Source organism: Georgenia yuyongxinii (genome assembly GCF_006352065.1).
Lineage (GTDB): Bacteria > Actinomycetota > Actinomycetes > Actinomycetales > Actinomycetaceae > Georgenia > Georgenia yuyongxinii.
This window is the reverse complement of sequence record NZ_CP040915.1, coordinates 3,058,563-3,082,920: the sequence shown is the minus strand read 5'-3', so window position 1 is coordinate 3,082,920 and position 24,358 is coordinate 3,058,563. Positions and strand designations below refer to the sequence as shown.

General features: G+C 71.8%; 20 protein-coding genes. 6 read left to right on the top strand and 14 right to left on the bottom strand.

Annotation, left to right across the window (positions count from 1 at the left end; translation table 11 throughout):
- Window positions 1–240: 240 nt before the first annotated feature.
- From FE374_RS14020 to FE374_RS14005, 4 genes are all read right to left on the bottom strand, one after another.
- Complete coding sequence (locus tag FE374_RS14020; RefSeq protein ID WP_139929813.1) at window positions 241–1,200, bottom strand: hypothetical protein; 960 nt, start codon at window positions 1,198–1,200, stop codon at window positions 241–243.
- Between the two features lie 228 nt (window positions 1,201–1,428).
- Window positions 1,429–2,325, bottom strand: coding sequence for a glycine betaine ABC transporter substrate-binding protein (locus FE374_RS14015; protein WP_139929811.1), 897 nt, complete (start codon window positions 2,323–2,325; stop codon window positions 1,429–1,431).
- A gap of 139 nt (window positions 2,326–2,464) precedes the next feature.
- On the bottom strand, window positions 2,465–3,328 hold the full coding sequence (locus FE374_RS14010) for an ABC transporter permease (protein ID WP_139929809.1): 864 nt from the start codon (window positions 3,326–3,328) through the stop codon (window positions 2,465–2,467).
- Window positions 3,325–4,677, bottom strand: coding sequence for a quaternary amine ABC transporter ATP-binding protein (locus FE374_RS14005; protein ID WP_230978323.1), 1,353 nt, complete (start codon window positions 4,675–4,677; stop codon window positions 3,325–3,327). Before FE374_RS14005 ends, FE374_RS14010 begins: the two co-directional genes overlap by 4 nt.
- A 597-nt stretch (window positions 4,678–5,274) precedes the next feature.
- Here FE374_RS14005 and FE374_RS14000 point away from each other — a divergent pair.
- Entirely contained in the window at window positions 5,275–5,634 is a 360-nt protein-coding gene (locus FE374_RS14000; RefSeq protein ID WP_139929805.1) for an SHOCT domain-containing protein, read from the top strand.
- A gap of 18 nt (window positions 5,635–5,652) precedes the next feature.
- On the opposite strand, the gene FE374_RS13995 is transcribed toward FE374_RS14000, so the two are convergent.
- Both FE374_RS13995 and FE374_RS19245 read right to left on the bottom strand, forming a co-directional pair.
- Window positions 5,653–5,865 carry a hypothetical protein gene (locus FE374_RS13995; protein ID WP_139929803.1) on the bottom strand — a complete coding sequence of 71 codons (213 nt, stop codon included), beginning with the start codon at window positions 5,863–5,865 and terminating at the stop codon, window positions 5,653–5,655.
- Window positions 5,862–6,029: a hypothetical protein gene (locus FE374_RS19245; RefSeq protein ID WP_168205691.1), complete on the bottom strand. Its 168-nt coding sequence runs from the start codon at window positions 6,027–6,029 to the stop codon at window positions 5,862–5,864. The genes FE374_RS13995 and FE374_RS19245 overlap by 4 nt, the downstream gene beginning before the upstream one ends.
- Before the next feature lie 191 nt (window positions 6,030–6,220).
- Here FE374_RS19245 and FE374_RS13990 point away from each other — a divergent pair, with 191 nt between their 5' ends.
- The 3 genes from FE374_RS13990 to FE374_RS13980 all read left to right on the top strand — a co-directional run bounded on the left by FE374_RS13990 (window position 6,221) and on the right by FE374_RS13980 (window position 11,105).
- Window positions 6,221–7,093 (top strand): helix-turn-helix transcriptional regulator, encoded by an 873-nt coding sequence (locus FE374_RS13990; RefSeq protein ID WP_139929801.1) that lies wholly within the window; start codon window positions 6,221–6,223, stop codon window positions 7,091–7,093.
- On the top strand, window positions 7,090–8,334 hold the full coding sequence (locus FE374_RS13985; protein WP_230978322.1) for a hypothetical protein: 1,245 nt from the start codon (window positions 7,090–7,092) through the stop codon (window positions 8,332–8,334). The genes FE374_RS13990 and FE374_RS13985 overlap by 4 nt, the downstream gene beginning before the upstream one ends.
- A 128-nt stretch (window positions 8,335–8,462) precedes the next feature.
- Entirely contained in the window at window positions 8,463–11,105 is a 2,643-nt protein-coding gene (locus FE374_RS13980) for a multicopper oxidase domain-containing protein (RefSeq protein ID WP_139931610.1), read from the top strand.
- Between the two features lie 214 nt (window positions 11,106–11,319).
- Here the strand turns inward: FE374_RS13980 and FE374_RS13975 are convergent, their stop codons facing one another.
- The 7 genes from FE374_RS13975 to FE374_RS13945 all read right to left on the bottom strand — a co-directional run bounded on the left by FE374_RS13975 (window position 11,320) and on the right by FE374_RS13945 (window position 20,585).
- A complete protein-coding gene (locus tag FE374_RS13975; RefSeq protein ID WP_230978586.1) occupies window positions 11,320–14,292 on the bottom strand; it encodes an FAD-binding and (Fe-S)-binding domain-containing protein in 2,973 nt (990 codons plus the stop codon).
- Between the two features lie 131 nt (window positions 14,293–14,423).
- The gene (locus tag FE374_RS13970) at window positions 14,424–15,317 is read right to left on the bottom strand and encodes a carbohydrate ABC transporter permease (RefSeq protein WP_223173545.1); all 894 of its coding nucleotides are present in this window, start codon (window positions 15,315–15,317) and stop codon (window positions 14,424–14,426) included.
- Window positions 15,314–16,261 (bottom strand): carbohydrate ABC transporter permease, encoded by a 948-nt coding sequence (locus FE374_RS13965; protein WP_139929799.1) that lies wholly within the window; start codon window positions 16,259–16,261, stop codon window positions 15,314–15,316. The genes FE374_RS13970 and FE374_RS13965 overlap by 4 nt, the downstream gene beginning before the upstream one ends.
- A 115-nt stretch (window positions 16,262–16,376) precedes the next feature.
- On the bottom strand, window positions 16,377–17,714 hold the full coding sequence (locus FE374_RS13960) for an ABC transporter substrate-binding protein (protein ID WP_139929797.1): 1,338 nt from the start codon (window positions 17,712–17,714) through the stop codon (window positions 16,377–16,379).
- Window positions 17,715–17,757: 43 nt separating this feature from the next.
- On the bottom strand, window positions 17,758–18,450 hold the full coding sequence (locus FE374_RS13955) for a PIG-L deacetylase family protein (protein ID WP_139929795.1): 693 nt from the start codon (window positions 18,448–18,450) through the stop codon (window positions 17,758–17,760).
- Window positions 18,451–18,515: 65 nt separating this feature from the next.
- Window positions 18,516–19,487, bottom strand: a complete 972-nt coding sequence (locus FE374_RS13950; protein WP_223173544.1) for a GNAT family N-acetyltransferase — start codon at window positions 19,485–19,487, stop codon at window positions 18,516–18,518.
- A 237-nt stretch (window positions 19,488–19,724) separates the two neighbouring features.
- The gene (locus FE374_RS13945; protein WP_139929793.1) at window positions 19,725–20,585 is read right to left on the bottom strand and encodes a MurR/RpiR family transcriptional regulator; all 861 of its coding nucleotides are present in this window, start codon (window positions 20,583–20,585) and stop codon (window positions 19,725–19,727) included.
- A 125-nt stretch (window positions 20,586–20,710) separates the two neighbouring features.
- Between FE374_RS13945 and FE374_RS13940 the strand changes: the two genes are divergently transcribed.
- Entirely contained in the window at window positions 20,711–21,643 is a 933-nt protein-coding gene (locus FE374_RS13940) for an N-acetylglucosamine kinase (RefSeq protein ID WP_139929791.1), read from the top strand.
- Entirely contained in the window at window positions 21,633–22,604 is a 972-nt protein-coding gene (gene murQ / locus FE374_RS13935) for an N-acetylmuramic acid 6-phosphate etherase (RefSeq protein WP_139929789.1), read from the top strand. The genes FE374_RS13940 and murQ overlap by 11 nt, the downstream gene beginning before the upstream one ends.
- A gap of 120 nt (window positions 22,605–22,724) precedes the next feature.
- Here the strand turns inward: murQ and FE374_RS13930 are convergent, their stop codons facing one another.
- Window positions 22,725–24,275, bottom strand: a complete 1,551-nt coding sequence (locus FE374_RS13930; protein ID WP_230978320.1) for a helix-turn-helix domain-containing protein — start codon at window positions 24,273–24,275, stop codon at window positions 22,725–22,727.
- Window positions 24,276–24,358 lie beyond the last annotated feature (83 nt).

Here is a 24,358-nt window from a genome sequence, read left to right as displayed (position 1 = left end):
GCGTTCCGACATCCGGGTCGGCGTTCCGACATCCGGGTCGGCGTTCCGACATCCGGGTCGGCGTTCCGACATCCGCGTCGGCGTCATGCGCGTGGGGCCGCGAGCACGCGCCGCTGCGGTCGCCGAAGCGAGCCGAGAGCCCCGACAACCGCGCCATGGCTTCGTCATGAAGGTGCGCCTGCCCGGGCAGACAATGTCCGGCCACCACAGCCGCTCGCTGGCTTGCGCTCCCGTGTCTCGTCAGCGGAAAATGCCCACGACCGCACACCCCGGACCGCACGGTCGCGGCGTGCCTGACCATCCGCGAGAGCGCAGGGCGATCGCCACCTGCCGGGCCACGTGGCACGGCGTGATGACCACGTGGCGCCACCGGTACCGCAGGGTCAGCTCGCTCGCGAGGATGAGGGCGGCGTTGTCCCGCCAGACGTCGCGGTCCGTGCGCCCGAAGGGGTGCGCGAGCTGGCCATCGAGCTCGACGCGAACGCCGTACTTCACGTAGCGGCAGTCTGCACGCAGCCAGTGCCCGTCCAGCACCTCCCTGCTCTGAAGCTGCGACCGAGGGAGGCCATGAGCGCGCTCCACCCGGTGATAGCGGTACTCGAGCGCCGACTCGATCCCCTCGTCGACCACGGCCAGCAGGTCGAGCAGGAGGCTGCGGTGACGCTGTCCGGTGCGCCGGGTGACAGCCTTGAGGATCTGCTCGCTGTCGACGTTGCGCTGGACGGCGCGGCAGACGAGGCCGACCACATCGTCAGCACTTGTCCCCGGCAGGTCGGCGACGTCGAGCACCGTGTCTATGGGCCCGATGGCACGAAGGCGGCCCCAGGCAGGAGGAATCTGCCGGCGGTAGTGCGGCTTGAAGCCGGGCTGGCGCTTCACTCTCCGGCCATGCGGCACGCTCACATGGACGACGTCGCCGGGGCGGTCGACGAGCCCGTGCCGGAAGGCCGCGCTCGTATGACTGAGCACGGCGCCGCGCCCGGCGTAGAGGAGTGCCGCCTGCGCCCGGCTCTGCCAACGTGGGCGGCCGGAGCTGGTCAGGTAGACGCCGGGGAAGAGGAGCTGCCATCGCTCGGTCGAGAGCTGATGAGCGATCCAGTCGTCGGTCGCGCCGAGCCGACGGATCTGCGCGCGACTGACCACGTCGTCCTGCTTGTCGGCAAGTTGCCGGATCGCCGTCTGATCGGCCCGCGGAGCCATGGCGAGAAGGCTTGCCTATGCGCGGCAGGTGGTGCATCGTCTGCGCCCGGAACTGTGGACACAGCACGCGGGCTCGGCAATCGACCAGCCCGGCAATCGACCAGCCCGGCAATCGACCAGCCCGGCAATCGACCAGCTCAGAAATCGACGAGGAGGGCTCACCGGCACGACGCCGGGGAGCCCTCCTTGCCAGCTCGCAGCCTCAGCCGGCCGCGAAACGGGGAAACGTCAGCCCGTGATACCCGTGATGAAGTCGGGGTTGTCGGCCACCCACTGCTCGACGGCGCCGTCGTTGTCTTCGCCGCCCATCTCGTTGAACATGAGGTTCTCGAGCTCGGAGAGGGTGTCGGCGTCCATCTCGAAGTTCCCGATCCACTCGGCGACCTCCGGGAACTCCTCACCGAAGCCGGCGTGCGCGTAGGTGTGGATGCCGTCGGGCTCGCCCAGCGCGCCCTCGGGGTCCTCGAGGTCCTTGATCGGGTAGGCGTCGTAGGCCCAGTGCGGGCGCCACAGCGTCACGGCGATGTTCTCGCCGGCCTCGGTGGCGGCCTGGAGCTCGGCGAGCATGGCCGGGGTGGAGGAGATGAGGTACTCCATGCCCTCCAGGCCGTAGGTCGGGATGACCGACTCCTGGGTGATCTTGGTGAGGCCCGCCCCGGCCTCGATCCCGACGATGCGGTTACCGAAGGCGTCGGCGTTCTCGGCGAGCTCGGCCAGGGTGTCGATGGGCGCGTCCTCGTTGACCGCGATGGTCAGCGGGGCGTCGGTGTGCCAGACGCCGAGGTCCTCCAGGTCGTCGCCGTACTTCGTGATGTAGGACTCGTGGGTGGAGGGCAGCCAGGTGTCGAAGTTGACGTCGTAGTCGCCCTGGGCGAGCCCAGTGAAGACGACGCCGGCGTCGGCCGTCTCCATCTCCACCGTGTAGCCCTGCTCCTCGAGGATGTACTTCCACAGGTGCGACGCGGCGATGCCCTCCTCCCAGCCGGAGTGGACACCGATCGTGATGGTGCCCTTTTCGTCCCCGGCCGCGGTGCTATCGCCCTCGGCCGAGGAGCAGGCGGCCAGGGTGAGGGCCAGGGCCGTGCTGGTCGCGAGGATGGCCGCGCGACGTGTCGTGTTCTGCATTGCCGTTTTCCTTCCGTGAGCGTGGGGGTGCGCTCTGGTTGTTAGCCGGTGTGGCAGGTGTGTGAGCCGCGGCGGCGGGTACTCGGCGCGCGACAGGGAGTAAGCCGGTGCGCCGGCTACGAGCCGGCGCACCCGCGGGTCAGGCGTCCGCGGCGCGGACCTTCAGGGCGCGCGCGACCGGGGAGCGCTCACCCAGCGCGGACGTCACGCGGTCGAGGTACATCGCGAGGATGACGACGGCGATGCCCGCCTCGACGCCGAGCCCGATGTTGACGCTCTGCAGCGCCTGGACGACCGGCTGGCCGAGCCCGGGGGCGCCGACCATGCCGGAGATGACGACCATGGACAGCGCCAGCATGATCACCTGGTTGACGCCGGCCATGATATTCGGCAGTGCGAGAGGCAGCTGCACCTGGCGCAGGATGCGGCCGGGCGTCGCGCCGAACGCGTGCCCCGCCTCGACGACCTCCGTGTCCACCTGCCGGATGCCCAGGTCGGTGAACCGCACGCCGGGCGCCATCGAGAAGATGATCGTCGCGACGATGCCGGGCACCACGCCCACCCGGAAGAGGATGACGGCGGGCAGCAGGTACACGAACGCGGGCATGGTCTGCATGAAGTCGAGCACCGGTCGCAGGACGGCCGAGACGGTGGAGCTGCGGGCGGACCAGATGCCCAGCGGGACGCCGATGCCGATCGCGAAGACGCTGGCCACGACCACGAGCGCGAGCGTCGACATCGCCGCGTCCCACTGGTCGACGCCGTAGATGATCGCGAAGCCGACCAGCGCGCCGAGGGCGAGCTTCCAGCCCTTCACGGCAAACGCGATCGCAGCCAGGACGAGCCCGACGATCCAGAACGGCGGCTCGGCGGCGACGAGCTCCAGGACGTCGAAGAGCCAGTCCAGCACGCTGCCGATGAACTTGAAGAGCCCGTTGAACGTGTCGGTCAGCCAGTCGACGAAGGTGTCGGCCCAGTCGCCCAGGGGGATGCGGTAGTTCATCGGGCACCTCCTCCGTTCGTGGCGTGGTGGTCGACGGCGGCGTCCGCCCCGTCAGCCGGAGCCGTGCTCTCGGCCGGCGTGGCCGCGCTGTCGGCGCTCGCCGGGCTGTCGGCGCTCGCCGGGCTCTCGGCGCTCGACGGGCTGTCGGCGCTCGCCGGGCTGTCCCCGCTGAGCGCGCCGGGCGGGGCCATGGCCTCGAGCAGCGCCACGCGTGGCACGACGCCGAGCAGCTTGCCGCCGTCGTCCACCACGGCCAGCGGCAGGCGAGCCTCCGCGGCGGGGGCGAAGAGCTCGGACAGGGAGGCGTCGGCCTTGACGGCCGAGGAGTCGGGGTGGACCAAACCCTCGAGCGTCGTGGCGCCCTGGCGGTGGGCGGTGAGGATCTCGTCGTCGTACACCGAGCCGTGCAGCACCCGGCGCCGATCGACCACGTAGGCGGCCGAGGCCTGGGCCTCGCGCAGCTCGCGCAGGGCGACGGCGGGGCCGGCGCCGGCGTGGATGGTCACGACGGGGCGGCGCATGAGCGAACCCGCGGTCAACACGCGGGAACGGTCCACGTCTGCAACGAACTGCATGACGTAGTCGTCGGCGGGCTCGGTGAGGATCTGCTCGGCGGTGCCGATCTGGACGATGCGGCCGTCGCGCATGACCGCGATCCGGTCGCCGAGGTACATGGCCTCGTTGAGGTCGTGGGTGATGAAGACGATCGTCTTGCCCAGGGAGGCCTGGAGCTCGACGAGCTGGTCCTGCATCTCGCGTCGGATCAGCGGGTCCAGGGCGGAGAAGGCCTCGTCCATGAGCAGGATGTCGGTGTCCGCGGCCAGGGCGCGGGCCAGGCCCACGCGCTGGCGCATCCCACCGGAGAGCTGGGACGGCAGGGAGTCCTCCCAGCCCGCCAGCCCGGTCAGCTTGAGGGACTCGGCGGCCCGCTCGCGCCGCTCCGCCTTGCCGACGCCCTGGATCTCGAGGGGGTAGGCGGCGTTGTCGAGCACCGAGCGGTGCGGCAGGAGGGCGAAGTGCTGGAAGACCATGGAGATCTTCTTGCGCCGGATCGCGCGCAGCTCGGCGGGGGAGACGCCCGCGATGTCGTCGCCGTCCACCTCGATGGTCCCGGCCGTGGGAGGGAGCAGGCCGTTGAGCGTGCGGATCAGAGTGGACTTGCCCGAGCCCGACAGGCCCATGACCACGAAGGTCTCGCCCTTGTTGACCTCGAAGGTCGCGTCGATGACTGCGGCGGTGCCCAGGGGCTTGACCTCGTCGCGGGTCTTACCGGCCTTCAGGCGCTTGACGGCTTCGCCGGAGCGGCGGCCGAAGACCTTGTAGACGTGCTTTGCGCGGATCGCGCTCACGTAAACCTCTTCCGTGGATCGGCGGGGGCGGCGCGTGGAAGCGCCGCGCCCGTTCGCGGGTCGTTCCCCGGGGCCGCTGGACGCAGCCCGCCGAGGCGGTCCCGCGGCGCCGGTCAGCACCGCGAGTCCAACCGGCCGTGGAGTGGCCAGGAAAAAACGGACGCTCCACCATGGCAAACATCCAGAAGCGTGACCACCCCCCTGGTTCAGTGGATCGACATGGGGTATTCGGCATGGTGACGCGGAAAGGTCATGGAAATGTGCAGGTAAGATCGTTACTTGAATGTGACCAAAGTCGTGGTGTTGGTGTGGAACTCGTCGCAGTTCCCTCCGTGAACGGTGTGATCGGCCACACATCGCTCGGTGACCGGCGTCACCGCGCGCCCCCTGAGAGCGCGGCCGCACAGCGCAGGCCGGAACGGCTGGGACGCCACTTCCTGCCCATTCGCCGGGCGGTGGCGGGCGCGGGGCTCCGCGCCGTCGACCTGTGGCGCGCTGCCGCGTTGGGGCGTACAACGAGTACTGGCGCGACGAGGCGCCGGGGCCCTGACGGCGGTGCGACAACCGTCAGGGCCGCTGAAGGGGGTGGGTGGGGTGATGAGGTACAACTACGGCGTCGGTGGCGGGCTGCTGCTCGGCATCATCGCGCTGCTTGTCGTGCTGTTGATGATCGCGGCAATCGTGGTTCTCGTGCTGCTGGCCGTGCGGATGCTGCGGGACGGCGACCGGCCCGAGTACGGGCCGGGCGGGCCGCCCGGCGGCCGGGCCCTGGGCGGAGTAGGCCCGGGAATGAGTACGGTTCCGGGCATGGGTGTCCCGCCGGGCGCGGGGCTCGCCGGCGCGGCGGCACCTGCGCCGTCGGCCGTCACGTCGCGGCAGGTCCTGGACGACCGGCTCGCTCGCGGCGAGATCGGCATGGCCGAGTACGAGGAGCTGCGGCACCGACTCGAGAGCTGACCGGCGCACGCCGCACTGTCAGGAAGAGTGCGGCGTGGCCTCGGCGAGCTTCTTGATCCACATGGGGGTCTGACGTCCCAGTCGGCGGTCGATGATGACGCCGACCCTCGCGGCTGAGACCTCGAATGGCATCACAGGGATCTGATTGGTACTGGACGTACGGATGCGGTCAGCCACGGTGCCAGGCAACCAGATCTGGTCGCCCTGCCTCTCGCCCGTGCTAGAGCTCATGAGGCATCTCCTTCCCCGTCGTCGGGGTTCTCCTGGACATCGTAGTTGAGGGCCCCGTCGACTTCCCGAGCGGTCTTTCCCGGCACCGTCCCGACATTGAACTGCCACACCACGTCGATGATGCGAAGTTCCTCTACTCGGGCAAGCTCGCTCAGTGCCTGCAAATCCGGCAGGGGGCAGTGCGGACACCCACTGTGCCCACTCCGGCAGGGTGTTCCGCATCATGCCCCGGATCATGCCTTGACCGTTTGGCACCCGGAGCAGCACCTGTGGGCGGCCGTGAGGCACGCCATGGCGTGCCGGTTTTGGGACCAATGTCCTGGCGTGCTTACCCCTGAATAAGTACGGTCAGACCGTGAGTAAATTCGGTCCTCGTCCCGCGCGCTCCGATCGGCGGGAGCGGCTCTCCGCCCCGCGCCGGGCGGTGCTCGACCTCCTGGTCGAGCACCAGGACCCGATGACCGTGGCGCAGGTCGCCGAGCAGCTCGGTCAGCACCCCAACACCGTGCGCGAGCACCTCGAGGCGCTGGTCCGCACCGGCCTGGCCATGCGCGACCAGCGCGCCCCCGTGGGCCGCGGCCGCCCGGCGTCGGTCTACACCTACGCGCCCGAAGCGTCGTTCTCCAGTCCCGAGTACGCCGTCCTCGCGCAGGTGCTCGTCTCCTACCTTTCCAACGTGCTGCCCGACGGCCCGGTGCTGCGTCACCACTCCCGCGAGGCCGGCCGTTCCTGGGGCCGGGCCATCCTCGAGCGCGAGCCCGCGCACGAGTCCGAGGCGGCTGGTGCCGCACCGCGGCGAGGCTCGGCCGCCGCCGTCGAGCACCTGCGCCGCCTGCTCGACCGCACCGGCTTCGACCCCGAGACAGAGCGCAACGGCGACGTGCGCACCGTGCGCCTGTACCGCTGCCCGGTCCTCGAGCTGGCCAAGGACCGCCCCGAGGTGGTCTGCAACGCCCACCTCGGCATGGCCCGGGAGATCCTCGCCGAGGGCGACGTCGCCCCCGAGCGCGTCACCCTCGAGGCGTTCACCGAGCCCGGCGCCTGCCTGCTCCACGTGACGAGCTCGCCCGACGGCGTCCCACCGGCGCCGCGGGGCTGGGCCCGTGGGCTGCCGGTCACCGCGGCCGAGGCCGAGCCCGTCACCGGCGTGCCCACCAGCGACCCCTGGGACGGCTTCGACTCCGAAGGCGGCCTGACCATCGGCCCCCACCGCGAGATGTTCTCGTGAGCCCCACCGTCCACCAGCCCCGCCCGCCCGCCTCCCCGGCGCGCACCGGCGGCACGTCGCGTACCGGTGGTTCGTCGCGCACAGGCGCGGCCGGCACCCCGGGCCCGCGGCCGCTGCGCCAGCGCACCGGCTTCCGGCTGGTATTCCTCGTGCCCGGCGCGATCGCGATGATCTTCGGCCTCGACGCCGCCCTCGGCCTGCTCGGCCTGCCCCAGATCCTGGGCCCGGCCCTCAACCTCGACCGGCTCCCCGACGTGCACGGCCCGCTCATGGTCCTCGGCTTCGTCGGCACGGTCATCTCCCTGGAGCGCGCCGTCGCGCTGGGCCGGCCATGGGCGTTCGCCGCCCCCGCCGCGTCCGGCCTCGGCGGCCTGGCGCTGATCTCCGCCGCCCCGCTCGCCGTCGGCCAGGGGCTGCTCGTCCTGGCCGCGGTGCTCCTGCTGCTGGTCTACCGCCAGCTCTTCGCCCGCCAGCCCGCCACCGCGGTGACGATCCAGGTGCTCGGCGCGGCCATGGCCCTCGGCGCCGCGGTGCTGTGGGCGGGTGGGGTGCCCGTGCCTTTCCTGACGCCGTGGCTCGCGGGCTTCCTCGTGCTGACCATCTTCGGCGAGCGGCTCGAGCTCGCCCGCATGGAGATGCTCTCCCCGGCCGCCTCGCGCGCCGCGCTGGCCATCGCGCTGGCGCTGGTGGGCGCCGCCGTCGTCGCGCTGCTCGCCCCGGAGGTGGGTTTCACCCTGGTCGGGCTCGCGCTGCTCGTCGCGGCCGGCTGGCTGGCGGCCAAGGACGTCGCCCGCCGCACCGTCAACGGCACCGGCCTGCCGCGGTTCATCGCCGTGTGCCTGCTCGTCGGGTACGCGTGGCTGGCGGTCGGCGGGGCGATCTGGGTGCTCGGCGGCGCGGTGACCGAGGGGCGTGGCTACGACGCCGTGCTGCACGCCGTCATGCTCGGCTTCGTCATCTCGATGATCATGGCGCACGCCCCGGTCATCTTCCCCGCCGTGCTGCGCCGCCCGCTGCCCTACCACCCGGTGATGTACGGGCCGGCCGCACTCATGCACGCCTCGCTGGTGCTGCGGCTCGCGGTCGGCGACGCCCGCGACGTCGAGTGGGCCGTGCAGGCCGGCGGCGTGGGCAACATCGTCGCGCTGCTCGCGTTCGTCGCCGTGTCCGCCTGGGCGGTGCTTGCCGCGCCCCGGACGCCCGCCCGTTCCACCCCCAGCACCACCGGAGCCACCTCATGACCATCCCTGTCGGCCCCCCGCGCGACGGCGGCACCCGCCTCGACACAGCACCCCGGCCGGGCGTCACCGGCACCGGAACCGGCCCGGGCCTCAGCCCCGACGGCGCAGCCCGCCCCACCCGGCCCGGCCTGAACCGGCGCACCTGGCACGTGCGGGCCAACGCCGTCGTCATCGCCTGGCTGGCAGCCGCCGCCGTCGCCGCCGTCGTGCACCGGTGGCTGCCGGAGTCGGCCTGGCTGCTCACGCACCTCATGCTGCTCGGCGCGGTCACCTCGGCGATCCTTATCTGGTCCAGCCACTTCGCCGACACCCTCCTCGGCCGCCCCGCGCCCGGCGGGCAGCCGTTCATGGTCGCCCGGCTCGCCGCGCACACCGTCGGTGCCCTCGGCGTCGTGGCCGGCATGACCACCGGCAACGACGCCGTCCTCACCGCCGGCGCGGCGCTGGTGGCGCTGGTCGCGCTCGTTCACGGCGGGGTCATCCTGCGCCAGCGGCGCGGGGCGCTCATGGCCCGGTTCGGCAAGCTCTCCCTGTTCTACGTCCTGGCGGTCGCGTTCCTCGCCGCCGGGGCCGGCCTGGGCGTGCTGCTCGCCCGCACCACCACCGACGCCGACGTCCAGGCCCAGCTCTACGTCGCCCACGTGACCACCATGCTGCTCGGGTTCGTCGGACTGACCGTGCTGGGCACCCTCGTGGTCCTGTGGCCCACCATGCTGCGCACCAAGATGGTCCCCGGCGCCCCGCTCGCCGCCGGGCGGGCGCTGTGGGTGCTCGTCGCCGGCGTGCTGGTGGTCGACGCCGCCGCCCTCACGGGCCTGCGCCCGCTCGCCGTCGCTGGTGCCGTGGTGTACCTGGCCGGCATCGCGCTGGTGGTCCGCCCGATGGTCACCATCGCGCGCACCAAGGCGCCCGCCTCGTTCGCCAGCCTGTCCGCGGCCGCCGCCGTCGCGTGGTTCGCGTTCTGCGTCGCCGCGCTCGGCGTGGTCGTGGCCACCGCCGCCACCTGGCCCGCCGCCGTCGACGGCCTCGGCGTCCTGGTCGCGCCCTTCGCCGCCGGGTTCGCCGGGCAGGTGCTGCTCGGCGCACTGAGCTACCTCGCGCCGGTCATGCTCGGCGGCGGCCCGTCCGTGGTCCGCGCCGTCAACGAGGAGATGGACCGCGCCGCCGTCGCCCGCGTCGTCACCCTCAACCTGTGCCTGGTGCTGTTCGTCCTCCCGCTGCCCTCGCTGGTGCGGGTGACGACGTCGATGCTCGGCCTGGCCGTCATGGTCGCCTTCCTCGTGCTACTGGCCCGCGCCGGCCTCGCGCGGCGCCGGGCCATCCGCCGCCGCGACGACGACCTCGTCACCGGGGACCTGCGGGTCGGCGCGCCGCCGGTGCGTCGCCGCCTCGGTGGCGCGTGGGGCGTGGGCGCCGTGGCGCTCGCGGTGGTCCTCGGCGTGGCCGGCGACCCGGCCGCAGCCGGCCTCGGTGCCTCCTCCGCGTCCGCCGACGTCGCCGCCACCGGCGAGACCACCACCGTCCAGGTGCAGGTCGAGGGCATGCGGTTCACCCCGGACGTCATCGAGGTGCCCGCCGGCAACGAACTGATCATCGAGCTGACCAACACCGGCACCGACGTCCATGACCTCGTCCTCGAGACCGGCGCGTCCACCGGCCGCCTCAGCGTCGGCGGCACCGCCACGGTCGAGGTCGGCGTGATCGGCCGCGACCTCGAGGGCTGGTGCTCCGTGGCCGGCCACCGCCAGATGGGCATGACCCTGGACATCGTCGCCGTCGGCGCTGCCCCGGTGGCGTCCGGGGACGACGGGGGCACCTCCACCGGCGACCACGCGGCCGCGGGGCATGGCGCGCCGTCGGGCACGGGAACTCCCGCGACCGACCTGCTCGACCTGCAGGCCGACCCCGGTGAGGACTTCGAGGCCCACGACGCCGCCCTGCCGCCGGCCCCGGACGCGACCGTGCACCAGGTGACCTTCACCGTCACCGAGGTCCAGGCCGAGGTGGCGCCCGGCGTGGCGCAGGAGCGGTGGACGTTCAACGGCACCGCGCCCGGCCCGACGCTGCGCGGCAAGGTCGGCGACCGGTTCGAGATCACCCTGGTCAACGACGGCACCATCGGGCACTCCATCGACTTCCACGCCGGCGCCCTCGCCCCGGACGGGCCGATGCGCACGATCGCGGCGGGGGAGTCCCTGACGTACAACTTCACCGCCACGCGCAGCGGGATCTGGATGTACCACTGCTCGACGATGCCGATGTCGATGCACATCGCCAACGGCATGTTCGGCGCGGTCATCATCGACCCGCCGAACCTGACCGAGGTGGACCGCGAGTACGTGCTCGTGCAGTCCGAGGCCTACCTCGGCGAGGTGGGCGGCCCCGCCGACGCGGCGAAGATCGCCGCCGAGACGCCCGACCTGGTGCTCTTCAACGGCTACGCGAACCAGTACGACCACGACCGGCTGCCCGCCCGGGTGGGCGAGAGCGTCCGCGTGTGGGTGCTCGACGCCGGTCCCTCCCGCGGCAGCGCCTTCCATGTGGTCGGCGGTCAGTTCGACACGGTCTACACCGAGGGGGCGTACACCGTGGGCGGGCCGCAGGACGTCGGCGGCGACCCGACCGGCGGCGCGCAGGTGCTGCCGCTGGTGGCCGCGCAGGGCGGGTTTGTCGAGATGACGTTCCCGGAGGCGGGCAACTACCCGTTCGTCTCCCACGCCATGGTCGACGCCGAGCGGGGTGCGCACGGGTTCTTCGAGGTGACGGACTAGGGCGGCGTCGCCGCTGCCCGCCACTGCCCGCCGCTGCCCGGCGACGGCGGTCGGCCGCCGTTGTGTGGTCCCGCTCGGGCGCCGGCAAGGTTGGGCGACGAGGACCTGCCAGCATTCCTGACGCAGGTTCGGGTGTGCCGAGCTGCGGTCGGGTAGCCCGATCGGGCCTGCTCGCACGCCGTGGAATCCGTTCCTGCCGGGCCGGCCGCTGGGGCTACACCGTCGGCGGTGGCTCTGCCGCTTCGTGGAGGAGCTCGAGGATCCCGCGGTACTCGCGACCGGTGGCCCGGCTCATCCCGATCTCGCAGGTCCGGTTGCATGACGCGTGCGCGACCGCCCCGAACTCGTTGACCTGCTGGGACTGGGCGGCGGTCGCCGAGGCGGTCAGCTCGGGGTGCAGCATGCCGCGGTCGCCTGCGAAGGCGCAGCAGGCCCAGTCGGGGGGCACGTACACCTCGTCGGCGATCGCGCCGGCGACGGCGAGGAGCGAGTCGGTGCTGCCCAGACGCGTCGAGGAGCACGTCGGGTGGACCGTGATGGTGGGTACGCGTTCGGGCACGCGCAACGCCGGCAGCACGTGCTCGACAACAAAGTCGACCGAGTCGACGACCCGGATCGGCCGGCTGGTGCCCGCGGACGCGACTAGGTTCTCCAGGCCTTCGGTGCACGACGACGCGTCGCACACCACCGGCAGCTCCCCGTCGCGCGTGGCGACCCGCAACGAGGCCAGCACCTTCTCCCGCATGGCCCGCCGCCCGGCGGCGAGCCCCTTCGACGCCCAGGGCGTGCCGCAGCACAGCGAGTCCACGTCGTCGGGGATGACCAGCTCGACGCCGGCGCGCGCGCACAGCTCCTGGAAGCTGCGCTGGGAGCCCGGACCGCCGCCGGCCGGGCTGAACATGGCGCTCAGGCACGAGGGCAGGAAGACCGCGACGACTGCGGCCGGTGTGGTGGGTGCGGCCCGTGTGATGGGTGCGGCCGGCGCGGTGGGTACTTCGGGCGCGACGGGCACGGCAAGCGCCGCGGGGGCGGGTGCGGCCGGCGCGGCGGGCGCGGCGGGCTCGCTGGGCACGGGGGGCGCGGGGGGCGCCTCGGATACGGGGGGCGCCGCGGCTGCCCGGGACCCCTGAGCAGCGGTGCGGGACCGGCGCGTCCCGCCCCTGGGTAGATCCGTCGACCACAAGGGCAGCACCTCCTCACCCATCACGGCGCGGCCCAGCCGGTTGGGACCTCGTACGAGCGGGGCCGGCACGGCTCCGGCGACGTCGAGGGCCCGGGCTGCGGCGACCGTCGTCGCGTCCCAGTGCCGGGCGGCGGCGGACCACACCGCGCGCTCGGGGGCGGAGTGCCCGGACGAGCGCAGACGCTTGACCAGGTCGCCGGTGTTGATGAGCACCGGGCAGGCCGTCTGGCACATGCCGTCCACCGCGCAGGTCTCGAGCCCGCCATACTCGAAGTCACGCTCGAGCTCTGCCACGAGCTCGTGGTCGCCGTCGAGCTGGGCCTGCGCGATCGCCCGGCGCAGCACGATGCGTTGGCGGGGCGTGAGGGTCAGGTCCTTGCTGGGGCACACCGGCTCGCAGTAGCCACACTCCACGCAGCGGTCGACCTCTGCCTCCACCGGCGGAGAGGTCTTGACGTGCTTGAGGTGCGCGGTGGCGTCCGCGGTCATGATGACGCCCGGATTCATCACCCCGGTCGGGTCGCAGGCATCCTTGAGCTCGCGCATCACGGCGTACAGCTCCGGGCCGTACTGCCGCTCGACGAACGGCGCCATGACCCGGCCGGTGCCGTGCTCGGCCTTGAGGGAGCCGCCCTGGGCCAGGACCAGCTGCACCATGTCCTCGGTGAAGGCGGCGAAGCGCGCCCGCCCGGCCGGTTCGTCGAACCGGCCGGTGAGCATGAAGTGGATGTTGCCGTCCTTGGCGTGGCCGAAGATCACGCCGTCGGCGTATCCGTGGTGGGCGAACAGCGTGGTGAGCTCGGCGCAGGTGTGGGCGAGCCGCTCGACGGGCACGACGACGTCCTCGAGCAGGGCGGTCGTCCCTGAGGGGCGGGCACCGGCGACGGCGGCGTACAACCCCTTGCGGATGTGCCACAGCCCGGCCCGGCCGGCTGGGTCGGTGCTCAGCTCGTAGGGCGCGGTCAGCGGCAGGGTGTCGATCGCGGCGATCGCTGCCGCTCGGACGCGGTCGAGCCCGGCGCCGTCGGCCTCCTGGTACTCCACCAGGAGCGCGGCGTGGTCGAGGACGGCGAGGTCGCGGATCAGCTCGGGCACGTCCACATCCGCCTGCACCACCCGGAGTGACGCGGCGTCCATGAGCTCCAGGGCCGCCGGACCGGTGCCCACCAGCAGCGGCAGCGCCGACGTCGCGGCCTCGAGGTCGGCGAAGACGAGCAGCCCGGTGGCGGCGTGCCGGTGCCGCGGCACCGTGCGGAAGACGGCCGAGGTGACGAACCCCAGGGTGCCCTCGCTGCCGACGAGCAGGTGGGCGAGGATCTCGGCCGGCGTGGTGTGGTCGAGGAAGGCGTTGAGCCCGTAGCCCATGGTGTTCTTCATGGCGAACTGGCGGCGCAGGGTCGCCACGGACTCCTCGTCGCCCCGCACCCGGTCCCGCAGCTCCACGAGCCGGGCGTGCAGGGCGGGCTCCAGGCGGCGCAGGCGTTCGTCCGCGTCCGGGGCGGCCGTGTCCAGCACGGTTCCGCTGGGCAGGACCAGCTTCATCGACTCCAGCGTCGAGTAGGTGTTGTGCACCGTGCCGCAGGACATGCCGGAGGAGTTGTTCGCCACGACACCGCCGATGGTGCACGCCCCCTCGCTGGCCGGGTCCGGCCCGAGCTTGCGGCCCACCGCGGCCAGGCGGGCGTTGACCTGCCGGACGGTCACCCCCGGCTGAACGCGTACCCGGGCACCGCCGTCGAGCACCTCGATACCGCGGAAGTGCCGGCGGACGTCCACCATCACCCCGTCGCTGATGGCCTGCCCGCTCAGGCTTGTCCCGCCCGAGCGCAGGGTGACCGGGGTGGCGTGGCGGGTGCCGACGGCGAGGGTGGTTGCGACGTCGTCGGCGTCGCGGGCCACGACGACGACGCGCGGGACGAGCAGGAAGTGGGACGCGTCGTGCGCGCGGGCGTGCCGGTCGGCCGCGGCGGCGAGCACCACGTCGGCGCCCAGAGCCGCGACCAGGTCCGCGACGAGCGGGTCGGTCAGGTCCTGCCCCGACGTCGCGGAGGAGGTACGTGCCGCGACCGGCGAGGCCGCCGCCACCTGCGAGGCGCCCGCCGCGATCCGGGGGGCAGGCGTGCCGGGCACGAACGTCAGCCCTTCACGCCGGTGGAGGCGATCCCCTGGACGAAGACCCGCTGGGCCACGAGGAAGACCAGCAGGGTGGGAAGCGACGCCACAAGGGCGCCGGCGATCACGACATTCTGGAACTCGAAGCTCATCGTGTACGACATCAACCGGTTGAGGGTGAGCACCACCGGGTACATCGCCTCCGAGCGCAGGATGGACAGCGGCCAGAGGAAGTTGTTCCACGCGTAGACGAACATGAACACCGCGAGGGTGACCACGGCCGGCTTCAGCAGCGGGATGACGAACTGCCACACGATCCGCAGCTCGCCGGCGCCGTCCACCCGGGCCGCCTCGATCAGCTCGTCGGGCACCTCCATGATGAACTGCCGCATGAGGAAGATGCCGAACGCGTTGGCCAGCCACGGCAGCATGACGCCGAGGTAGGTGTCCGCGAGGCCCATGCTGGAGACCAGGTGGTACAGCGGCACGAGGGTGACGATCGGCGGCAGGAACATCGTCGACACGATCGCCCAGAACAGCACGTCCTTGCCGCGGAACTGGTGCTTGGCGAAGACGTACCCGGCGAAGATCGAGGTGATGACCACCGAGATCGTGGCGCCGCCGGCGATGATCACGCTGTTGGCCATCGACCGGAAGAACGGCACGTCGGTCAGCGCCGTCGTCAGCGGGTTGAGCGTGGGCTCGGCGGGGAAGGGGGTGGGCGGGATCTGCACGAACTCGGCGGGCGTCTTGAACGCGGAGATCACCAGCCAGTACAGCGGGAAGAGCGGGATCAGCACGACGACGGCGAGCAGCAGGTACAAAACCACCCGGGTGACGACCTGCCGTGCGGGGAGCTTCCGGCGGGCCGCGGCGGGCCGGACGGGGGCAGAGGCGGTGACGACGGCGGTACTCACTTGGCGCGTCCCTTCATGATGATGCCCAGCACGGCGCCGATGACCACGATCATCATGAACAGCGACACGGCCATGGCGCTCGCCTCGCCGGCGACGCCGTACTGGAAGGCGGAGCGCTGGATCTCGAAGGAGACGACGTTCGTCGAGCCGGCGGGGCCACCCTGGGTGAGCAGGTAGATCGGGTCGAACACCTGGATCGAGTTGATGAATGTCATGAGGATGACGAACACCAAGGAGCGGCGGAGAAGTGGGACCGTGATGGAGACGGTCCGGCGGACGATGCCGGCGCCGTCGAGCTTCGCCGCCTCGTAGAGCTCTTCGGGGATCTGGGTGAGCCCCGCGGTCAGCAGGATCACGTAGTAGCCGAGCATCTGCCACACGTTGAAGATGACCAGTGAGACCAGCGCCCATGACGGATCGCTCAGCCACGCCGGCGAGGGGATGCCGATCGCCTCGAGCGAGGCGCTGAGCGGCCCGTACCCCGGGGCGTAGATGTTGGACCAGATGATGACGATGGCGACCGTGGGGATGACATAGGTGGCGAAGAGGATGACGCGCACGACGTGCTTGCCGCGCAGCGTCGGGAAGTAGAGCAGGAGCGAGACGAGCAGCGCCAGTGGCACCGTGAACAGGACGCTCAGCCCCACGTAGACCGCCGTGTTGGCGACCGCCTGCACGCGGGTGGAATCGGTCAGCAGCCGGGCGTAGTTGTCCAGGCCGACGAACGTCATGTCGTTGATCGGGGTGAACATCGACCACTGGTGGAAGCTGATCCACACCGTCATGATCATCGGCACCACGATGAAGGTGCCGATGATCAGCAGCGTGGGGCTGAGGAACAGCGCCGACCAGCCTGCCTGTGTGCGCCGTCGGTTCCGGGAGCGGGGGGCCGGGGGCAGGACCCGCACGGCGGGCCCTTCCCCCACGGCCTTCAGCGTGGTCACTGCGTCGTCACATCCTCGTTCGGTTCGGGCGGTTCGTTCGGTTCGGGCGGTTCGTTCGGTTCGGGCGGTGCGGGGCCGTGGCCGGGGCGGGGCTGCCGCCCCGGCCACTGGCGTGCTACTGGGCGGAGGCCAGGGCGGCGTCGACGTCGGCGGCCGCCGTCTTCATCGCGGTCTGCGCGTCGACCTGCCCGTTGAGCAGGGCTTCGATCTGACGCTGGAGCGCGTCCGTGGCGGCCGGGCCGCCGAGCACCGTCGGGAACGGCGTGGCGGTGTCCAGCGCGGCGACGTAGGAGCTGAGGAACTCGGTCTCCAGCTCCTCGGAGTGGGCCTCGATGTCCGAGTTGCGCGAGGGCAGGATGCCCATCGAGAGGAGGATGTCACCCATGGCCGAGGAGCCGGCCTCGCCGGAGTCCGGGCCGTTGAGCCAGCTGAGGAACTCCCACGCGGCGCCCTGCGTGGCGTCCTCGGCGTTAGCGTTGACCATGGTCATCCACGAGTAGGAGATCGACGAGGACTCCGAGCCGCTCGGGCCCACCGGGATGGGGGCGGTACCGACGTCGCTGAAGGAGTCACCCATGGCGTCCTGCAGGGAGGCCTCCCACCAGTTGGCCATGATGATCATGCCGGTGTTGCCGTTGACGAAGTTGTCCAGGTACGGACCGGTGGTGTTGGCGTTGGCGGTCGACTTCGACGGGTCCGTCAGGCCCTCGTCCACCAGGCGCTGGTAGAGCTCGGCGGTCTCGATCGCCTCGGGGCTGGTCAGCTCGGAGGCGGTGCCGTCCTCGTTGAGGAAGCTGCCACCGTTCGAGGCGAGCAGGGAGAGGAAGGGGTGCACCGCGCCGGAGTTCCAGCTAGTGATGAACCCGATGCCCTGCGGCCCGGTCGCGCTGATCTTCGTGGACGCGTCGACCAGGGCGTCCCAGTCGGCCGGCGGCTCGGCGACGCCGGCCTCGTCGAAGATCGCCTTGTTGTAGTTGAGCTGGTAGAGGTCGACCTCGTTCGGGATGCCGTGGACGGCGCCCTCCTGGGATGCGGCGCCGACGACGCTCTCCGGCCAGTTTGCCTCCACCTCACCGGCGACGTCGTCGGGGGCGGGGGCGGCCAGGCCGTCGCGAACCAGCTCGGGCAGCCAGGCGTCGTAGATGCCCACGATGGTCGGGCCGTCGGGGGAGGCGCCCTGGGTGCGCAGGGTGGAGAGCAGGTTGCCGAACGGCACGGCCTGCACCTTCACGGTGATGTCGGGGTTGTCCTCGGTGAACGCGGCGGCCGCCTCCTCGAGCATGCCCACCTGTTCCGGGCCCCAGTGGGTGAGGAACGTGACCTGCTGGGCGCCGTCGCCCCCCGCTCCGCCGGTGGTGCCGGAGTCGCCGGCGTTGCCGCCACCCGAACACGCGGCGAGGGTCAGGGCGAGTGCGGTGCCGAGGCTGGTGGCCGCGAGCAGTGACTTCTTCATCAGGATGCTCCTTGTGGATCGGGGGTCGGTGTGGGTAGGACGGTCACGGCCCGGCGAGGGCGAACTTCTCGTTGCCGGCGGTCTTGAACGCGGCGGCCCGCTTCTCCCCGACCAGGCAGCCCTTCACTTCCATGAGGGCCGAGTAGTAGTCGATGAAGCGGAAGCCGTAGGTCTCCCCGCGTGCGAAGGCGTGTTCCTGGATGCCCTCTCGCCACCGGGCGTACGCCTCCTCGGGGATGGCGAAGAACGTGTCGGCCTCGAAGCCGTCCATGTCCTCCCAGTTCTCGGCGTGGAGGATCGTCGGCACGGAGTGGCGCTCGGCGTCGAGCTCCTCGATGGGGATGGAGGCGAGAAAGGCACCGCGCAGCGCGGCCTGAGCGGCACGCTCGTGGTCGCGGTGCATGCTGCGGATCCAGTGGGTGATGAGGATGTCCGGCTTGGCGCCGCGGATGACCTCGGCGACCTGTTCCGCGACGGCCTCGTCATCGGGCAGGAACCCGTCGGAGTAGTCGAGGGTGACCAGCTCCGCCCCGATCTTCTCGGCGAAGAACGTCGCCTCGTGCAGTTTCTGCTCCTTGTAGACGCTGGGGGCCAGGCGCGGGTGGCCGCGCTCGCCGTAGGTGCAGTCCACGATGATGGCGCGGCCGCCCTCGAGCACCACCTTGGCCAGCGTGGGGCCGGCGGTGAGCTCCATGTCCCCGATGTGGCCGCCGACGGCGATGACCGTCTTTGTCATGGTGGTCCTTTCTACGGCCTCCGGCCGGGCCGGACGGGCTTGTGGTCGCGTCGAGTGGTGCGCTTTCAGCCCAGCGGGGCGCGCAGGATGGAGAAGGTACGGGTCGGCGCGAAGCCGGTGCGCTCATAGAGCTTGGAGGCGGTGGAGCCCTCGTCGGCCCACAGGAACCAGGCGCTGTGTGCGCCGAGTGCGGTCATCCGCTCCAGGGTCAGGTGCAGCAGCACTTTGCCCAGGCCGGTGCCTCGACTCTCGGGGAGCACCCCGAAGGGTCCGAAACGCTCGATGACCGCCTCGTACGTGCCGTGCATCGCCCAGCCGAGTAGCACCCCCGCGGGGTCCTTGGCGACGAGGATCCGCTCCAGCGGCATCCCGCTGAGCACCCCCTCGCGGATAGCCCGGGCCCAGTCGGAGTTGAACGCCTCGCCGGCGATGCGGATCAGCGGCACGAGGTCGTCCCCGGTGGGCGATCCGAAGTACCAGCCCTCGGCGCGCAGCCGGGTGACCCGCTCCCGGACGTCCGCGGGGATCTGGTAGCCGATGAGCGAACGGTCCATGGCGCTGGGGTGCTCGACCTCGGAGAACCCGAGTGAGGCCAGCAGCCGGGCGGCCGCGGGGTAGCGGGCGGCGTCAAGGCCGGGCAGGACGTAGTTCGGGGTGTAGTTCGAGAAGAACACCTCCCGGGCGCCCTGCGCCCTCAGCCAGCTCATCGCGGCCTCGACGAGCCTGCGTCCGAGCCCGTTGCCGCGGGCGGCGGGCGCGACGAAGAAGTACGGGATCCAGCCGGTGCCGGGCTCCAGGTCGTCGCGGTCGTGCGCGACCCGGCGGCGCACCGCGTAGGCGGAGCCGACGACGCGACCGTCCTGCTCGGCGACGAAGAGGCCGTCGGCGTCGAAGTTGCGGTCGAGCAGCACCAGGTCGCGCAGCCGGCGCTCGGTCATGGCGTCCTGCGGCGCCGCCTCGGTCCACGCCTCGGCGAGGGCCCGGCCGTCCCCGGGCGCGAAGGTCCGGAGAGCGACGGTGAGATCGGTCGTGGGCACTCGCGTTCCTCTCAACGGTGCGGGCGGCGGCCTTGTCGCCCTGCTCGTGCTCGACAGTAATCACATCGGGCCCACGTTGGCAAGTTTTTTCACCGGCGCGTGTGGCGGCGGAGTTGATTTACAGAATCGTGACTTCGTGACGGGCCGGCGACGTGGGGGGCTATGCCGCTGAGGTCCCGATGGAGCAGGCGCCCGGTTGTCGGTGGAGGGGAAGTCCGTTGGTGCCCGGGTGTGGGCTCAGCTGCCCCGCGCGCTCTGGGTCACCTCGCGCGTGCGCCGCAGTGCCTCGACTGTGAAGTCGTAGCGACGCTGCGCGACGCCGGCGAAGATGCAGTCCACGACGGCGAGCTGGGCGATCCGGCTGACCATGGCGCCGGCGCGGAACTTGGTCTCGCGGACCTCGGTGAACAGGGCGTGGTCGACGAGCTTGCTCAGGGTCGAGCCCTTGGCCCCCGTCACGCCGATGGTCCGGGCGCCGTTGTCGCGTGCGCGACGGAGGAAGTCGAGCGTCTCGTGCGTCTCGCCCAGGTGGGAGAACCCGACGGCGACCACCCCGGTGACCGGCAGTGCGGCAGCGGCCCAGGCCTCGTGGGGGTCGGTGGGAGCGAAGGCGTTGCGGCCGATGCGGAAGAGCTTGCGTTGGAGGTCCTCCGCGACGACCTGGCTGGCGCCGATGCCGTAGAGGAGGATCCGCTCGGCGTTGTCGAGCGCGTCCACCGCCTGTTCGAGGCTGGCGTAGTCGAGGTAGTTGATCGTCTCCTCGATCGCCAGTATCTCGAGCGAGGCGATCTTCTGCGCCATCTCGCGCATCGACTCGCCCTTGGTGATGTCCGAGCCGTAGCTCGTCGAACCGCCGAACTGGGCCGACTCCTTGCCCAGCTCGGTGGCCAGCATCATGCGCAGCTGGGTGTAGCCGTTCAGTCCGATCGCGCGGCAGAAACGCACGACGGACGCCACCGAAGTGCCGCACGCCTCCGCGAGCTCGTTGATGGTGCTGTCGAGCACGATGGCCGGGTTCTCCCGGATCTCGTTGGCGATGCGCAGCAGCGAGGGGGACAGAGACCCCGTGGCGGCCTCGATGGTCGACTGGACGCTCACGTGAACCTCTCTCGAGCGGTGGGTGCTTGCAGTATGCGCGACCCTGTGCTGAAAATAGGTTACAGCGAAGCGCCGTTCGACGTATACGCTTTACATCAGCCCTGGGCTAGCGAGGAGGTGCGGCGATGGTGCAGGACACCCGGCTGACGCTGTGTATCGACCTCGGCAAGACGCGGTGCCGCCTCGCCGCGCTCACGGCCGACGGGACGGTCGCCTCCGCCGAGCGCGCCGGCGCTGCCGGGGCTGCCAGCCACGGCGGGCCAGCAGAGATCGCCGGCATCGTCGCGGACCTCGTCGACCAGCTCAGGTTGCCGGACGGACAGTCACCCGTCGCCGTCGGCGTTGGAGCCGCCGGCACCTTGACGGACCCGGCCGCCGCCGGGGAGATCGCCGAAGCCCTCGTCGCACGCCTTCACCTGCCCGTCGCAGTCACCTCCGACGCCATCACCGCGCACGTCGGCGCGCTGGGTGGCGCGGCCGGCGTCACCCTGGTCGCCGGCACCGGCGCTGTCGCACTCGGCCTGTCCCCGGACGGCACCCTGCGGCGCGTCGACGGCTGGGGCCCCCAGCTCGGTGACCTCGGCGGTGGCTCCTGGCTAGGGCGCGAGGGCATCCGTGCGGTCCTGGGTGCTGAGAGCGGGCTGCGCCCGGTCACGTCCCTGAGCGAGGACCTGCCCGCGGTCATCGCCCCCGAGAGCGACCCCGCGCGCTGGGTCTCGGCGTCGTCCAACCCCGGGCAGGAGCTCGCCCGGTTCGCCCCCGCAGTGCTGCGCCGCGCCGAGGCGGGCGACGCCGTCGCCCTGGCCATCGCCGAGCGTGCGGTGGCCCACCTGGCCGACGCCGCCCTGGCGGCCGTCGATCCCACCGACCCCGCCGGGCACGTCTGCGTGCTCGGCGGCCTCACCCAGTCGCCCTGGTTCGCGGCGCGCCTGGCCGCCGCGCTGCGCGAGCGGGGCCTGACCCCGACCGACCCGGCCGGCACAGCTCTCGACGGTGCGCGCGCCGTCGCCCTTCGACGCGATCTGCCCCACGAGAGGTACATCCACCGTGCTCAGTGACGACCCCGCCCGCCTCGACCAGCTGCTGGACGAGCTCTCCTCGCTGACCACGGAAGAGGTCAGCACCACCGGTGCCGACCTCGACACGCTCAGCACCATCGAGCTCGTGCGGGAGATGAACGCCGAGGACGCCAAGGTCCCGCCAGCCGTCTGCGCGCAGGCGCCGGCCATCGCCGCGGCCGTGGACGGCATCGTCGAGCGGATGCGGCGCGGCGGCCGGCTGATCTACGTCGGAGCGGGCACCGCCGGCCGTATCGGCGTCCTCGACGCCAGCGAGTGCCCCCCCACGTTCGGCACGGACCCGGGACTGGTGGTCGGGCTGATCGCGGGAGGGCCGGACGCCATCCACCGGGCGATCGAGAACTCCGAGGACGACCAGGATGCGGCCGCCGCCGAGCTCGCTGGGCTCGGGCTGACCGACCGGGACGTCGTCGTCGGCATCTCCGCCTCCGGCCGCACCCCGTACGTGGTCGGCGGTCTCGACCACGCCCGCTCGGTCGGGGCCCTGACCGTCGCCATCTCGCAGAACGCGGGCTCCGCGATCGCGGCGTTGGCCGATGTCCCGATCGAGGTCGTCGTCGGCCCGGAGATCGTGGCGGGATCGACCCGGCTGAAGTCCGGCACGGCGCAAAAGCTCGTCCTGAACATGCTCAGCACCCTCAGCATGGTGCGCCTGGGCAAGACCTACCACGGGATCATGGTCGACCTGCAGGCGACCAACGAGAAGCTCCAGGCGCGGTCGGTGCGCACCGTCATGGGCGCCACCGGGGTGGGGGCCGGGGAGGCGGCCGCGGCGCTGACCGGCGTGGACGGCTCGGTCAAACGGGCCATCCTCGTCCTGCTCACCGGGCTCGCTCCCGCCCAGACCCAGACCGCCCTCGACCGCGCCGGCGGCATCCTCCGCGTGGCGATCGAGCAGAACGGCGGCGCGCCGGGCGTGGCCCACCGCACCGGCGCCTAGCTGCAAGTCCGATCACCTCGAGATGTCAGGCGATCACCTCGAGATGTCACCCGATCACCTCGAGATGTCACCCGATCACCCCGAGATGTCAGAGGCCTGCCGCGCTGACTGCCCGGCGAGTCATGTGGCGTGCCGGTCGAGGAACTCGTAGACCTCGGTGTCGTCCACGCCTGGAAAGGTGCCCGGCGGGATGGCGGCCAGCAGGTGCGAGTGCGCGCGGGCGCTGGGCCAGGCGTGCGCGCCCCACCGGGCGGCCAGCTCCTCCGGGGGACGGCGGCAGCACGCCGGGTCCGGGCACGACGACGTCGCCCGTACCGAGGTCTCCCGGCCCTGGAACCACTTCACGTGCGCGAACGGCACCCCCACGTCGATGGCGAAGTCCCCGGACCCGGTGCGCTCGACGTGGGTGGTGCACCAGTACGTGCCGCGCCCCATGTCGGTGTACTGGTAGTGCGTGGAGTAGCGGTCGGGGTTGTGGAACACCGCTCGGGACGCCCAGTAGCGGCACACCATCTGCCCCTCGATGGCGCCGGTGACGTCGGTGGGGAACGTGACGTCGTCGTTCTCATAGGCCTTGTAGATGACCCCGTCCTCGCCCACCCGCATGAAGTGCACCGGCAGGTCCAGGTGCTCGGTGGCCAGGTTGGTGAAGCGGTGCGCGGCGGTCTCGTAGGAGACGGCGAAGACGTCACGCAGGTCGTCGATCGCCAGCGCCTTGGCGGCCTTGGCGCCCTTGAGGAACTGCACCGCCGGCTTCTCCGGCATGAGCAGCGCGGCGGCGAAGTAGTTGGCCTCGACCCGCTGGCGCAGGAAGTCGGCGTACCCGCGCGGGTCCTCGTGGCCCAGGGCGAAGTGGCCGAGGGTCTGCAGAACGATGTGGCGGGGGTCGTGCCCGCCGTTGGACGCCACCGGCAAGAAGATGCGCCGGTGGCGCAGGTCGGTCACGGAGCGGGTGGCCCGCGGGAGGTCCGCGACGCGGTGCAGGGTGAAGCCCAGGTGCGCCGTCACGTCGTTCACGCCGCGCTCGGTCAGCGGCCCGGCGCCGTGGCCGATGGCCGTGGAGATCTTCGAGGCGAGCCGCTCGATCTCGGCGAAGTAGTTGTTCCGCGACCGCATCCGCTGGCGTAGTGCCGCGTTGGCGCGGCGGGCCTCTTCCGGGGTGGCCGAGCGCACGGACGCCAGCCGGCCTACCTCGGCGTGCAGGCCCACGAGCGCCTCGAGCGCCTCGGTTGGCAGCTTCGCGCTGGGCCGCACCTCGGGCAGCCCGAGCCCGGCGTACTGCGGCCGCGTCTGCGCCTGGGCCAGCGCGATCTCCAGTGCCGCGCGACGCGACGGCGGCTCGGCGCGCATCAGGTCCGCCACGCTCACCCCGAGCGCGCGGGCGATGGCGCCCAGCAGCGCCAGCCGCGGCTCCTTGCGGCCGTTCTCGATCTGGGACAGGAGCGACGGCGCCCGGTCCACCTGGCGGGCCAGGGCCGCGAGCGTGAGACCGCTGGCCTGGCGGGCGTGCCGGATGCGGGCGCCGAGGGTGGCGAGGTCGACGTCGGGTTCGGGCGTCTCGGCCGGGGTGGCGGGGGACAGGCCGGTAGGAGTGGCGGCGGGCGTGGCCGGGTCGGGCGAGCCGACCCCGCCGGGAGGCTCCGCCGTCGGCGATGAGACTGCAGGGCGCACTTCTTCTCCCTCGGTGAAGAACGAAAGAACTTCACCCAAAGTAGCGATAGATGTGAACCCCGTCACGCCCCCACTGTGTACTC

Coding starts and splice junctions, on each gene's coding strand:
- FE374_RS14020 (WP_139929813.1), bottom strand. CDS start 1,200: ATGGCTCCGCGGGCCGATCAGACGGCGATCCGGCAACTTGCCGACAAG.
- FE374_RS14015 (WP_139929811.1), bottom strand. CDS start 2,325: ATGCAGAACACGACACGTCGCGCGGCCATCCTCGCGACCAGCACGGCC.
- FE374_RS14010 (WP_139929809.1), bottom strand. CDS start 3,328: ATGAACTACCGCATCCCCCTGGGCGACTGGGCCGACACCTTCGTCGAC.
- FE374_RS14000 (WP_139929805.1), top strand. CDS start 5,275: ATGAGGTACAACTACGGCGTCGGTGGCGGGCTGCTGCTCGGCATCATC.
- FE374_RS13995 (WP_139929803.1), bottom strand. CDS start 5,865: ATGAGCTCTAGCACGGGCGAGAGGCAGGGCGACCAGATCTGGTTGCCT.
- FE374_RS13960 (WP_139929797.1), bottom strand. CDS start 17,714: ATGAAGAAGTCACTGCTCGCGGCCACCAGCCTCGGCACCGCACTCGCC.
- FE374_RS13955 (WP_139929795.1), bottom strand. CDS start 18,450: ATGACAAAGACGGTCATCGCCGTCGGCGGCCACATCGGGGACATGGAG.
- FE374_RS13940 (WP_139929791.1), top strand. CDS start 20,711: ATGGTGCAGGACACCCGGCTGACGCTGTGTATCGACCTCGGCAAGACG.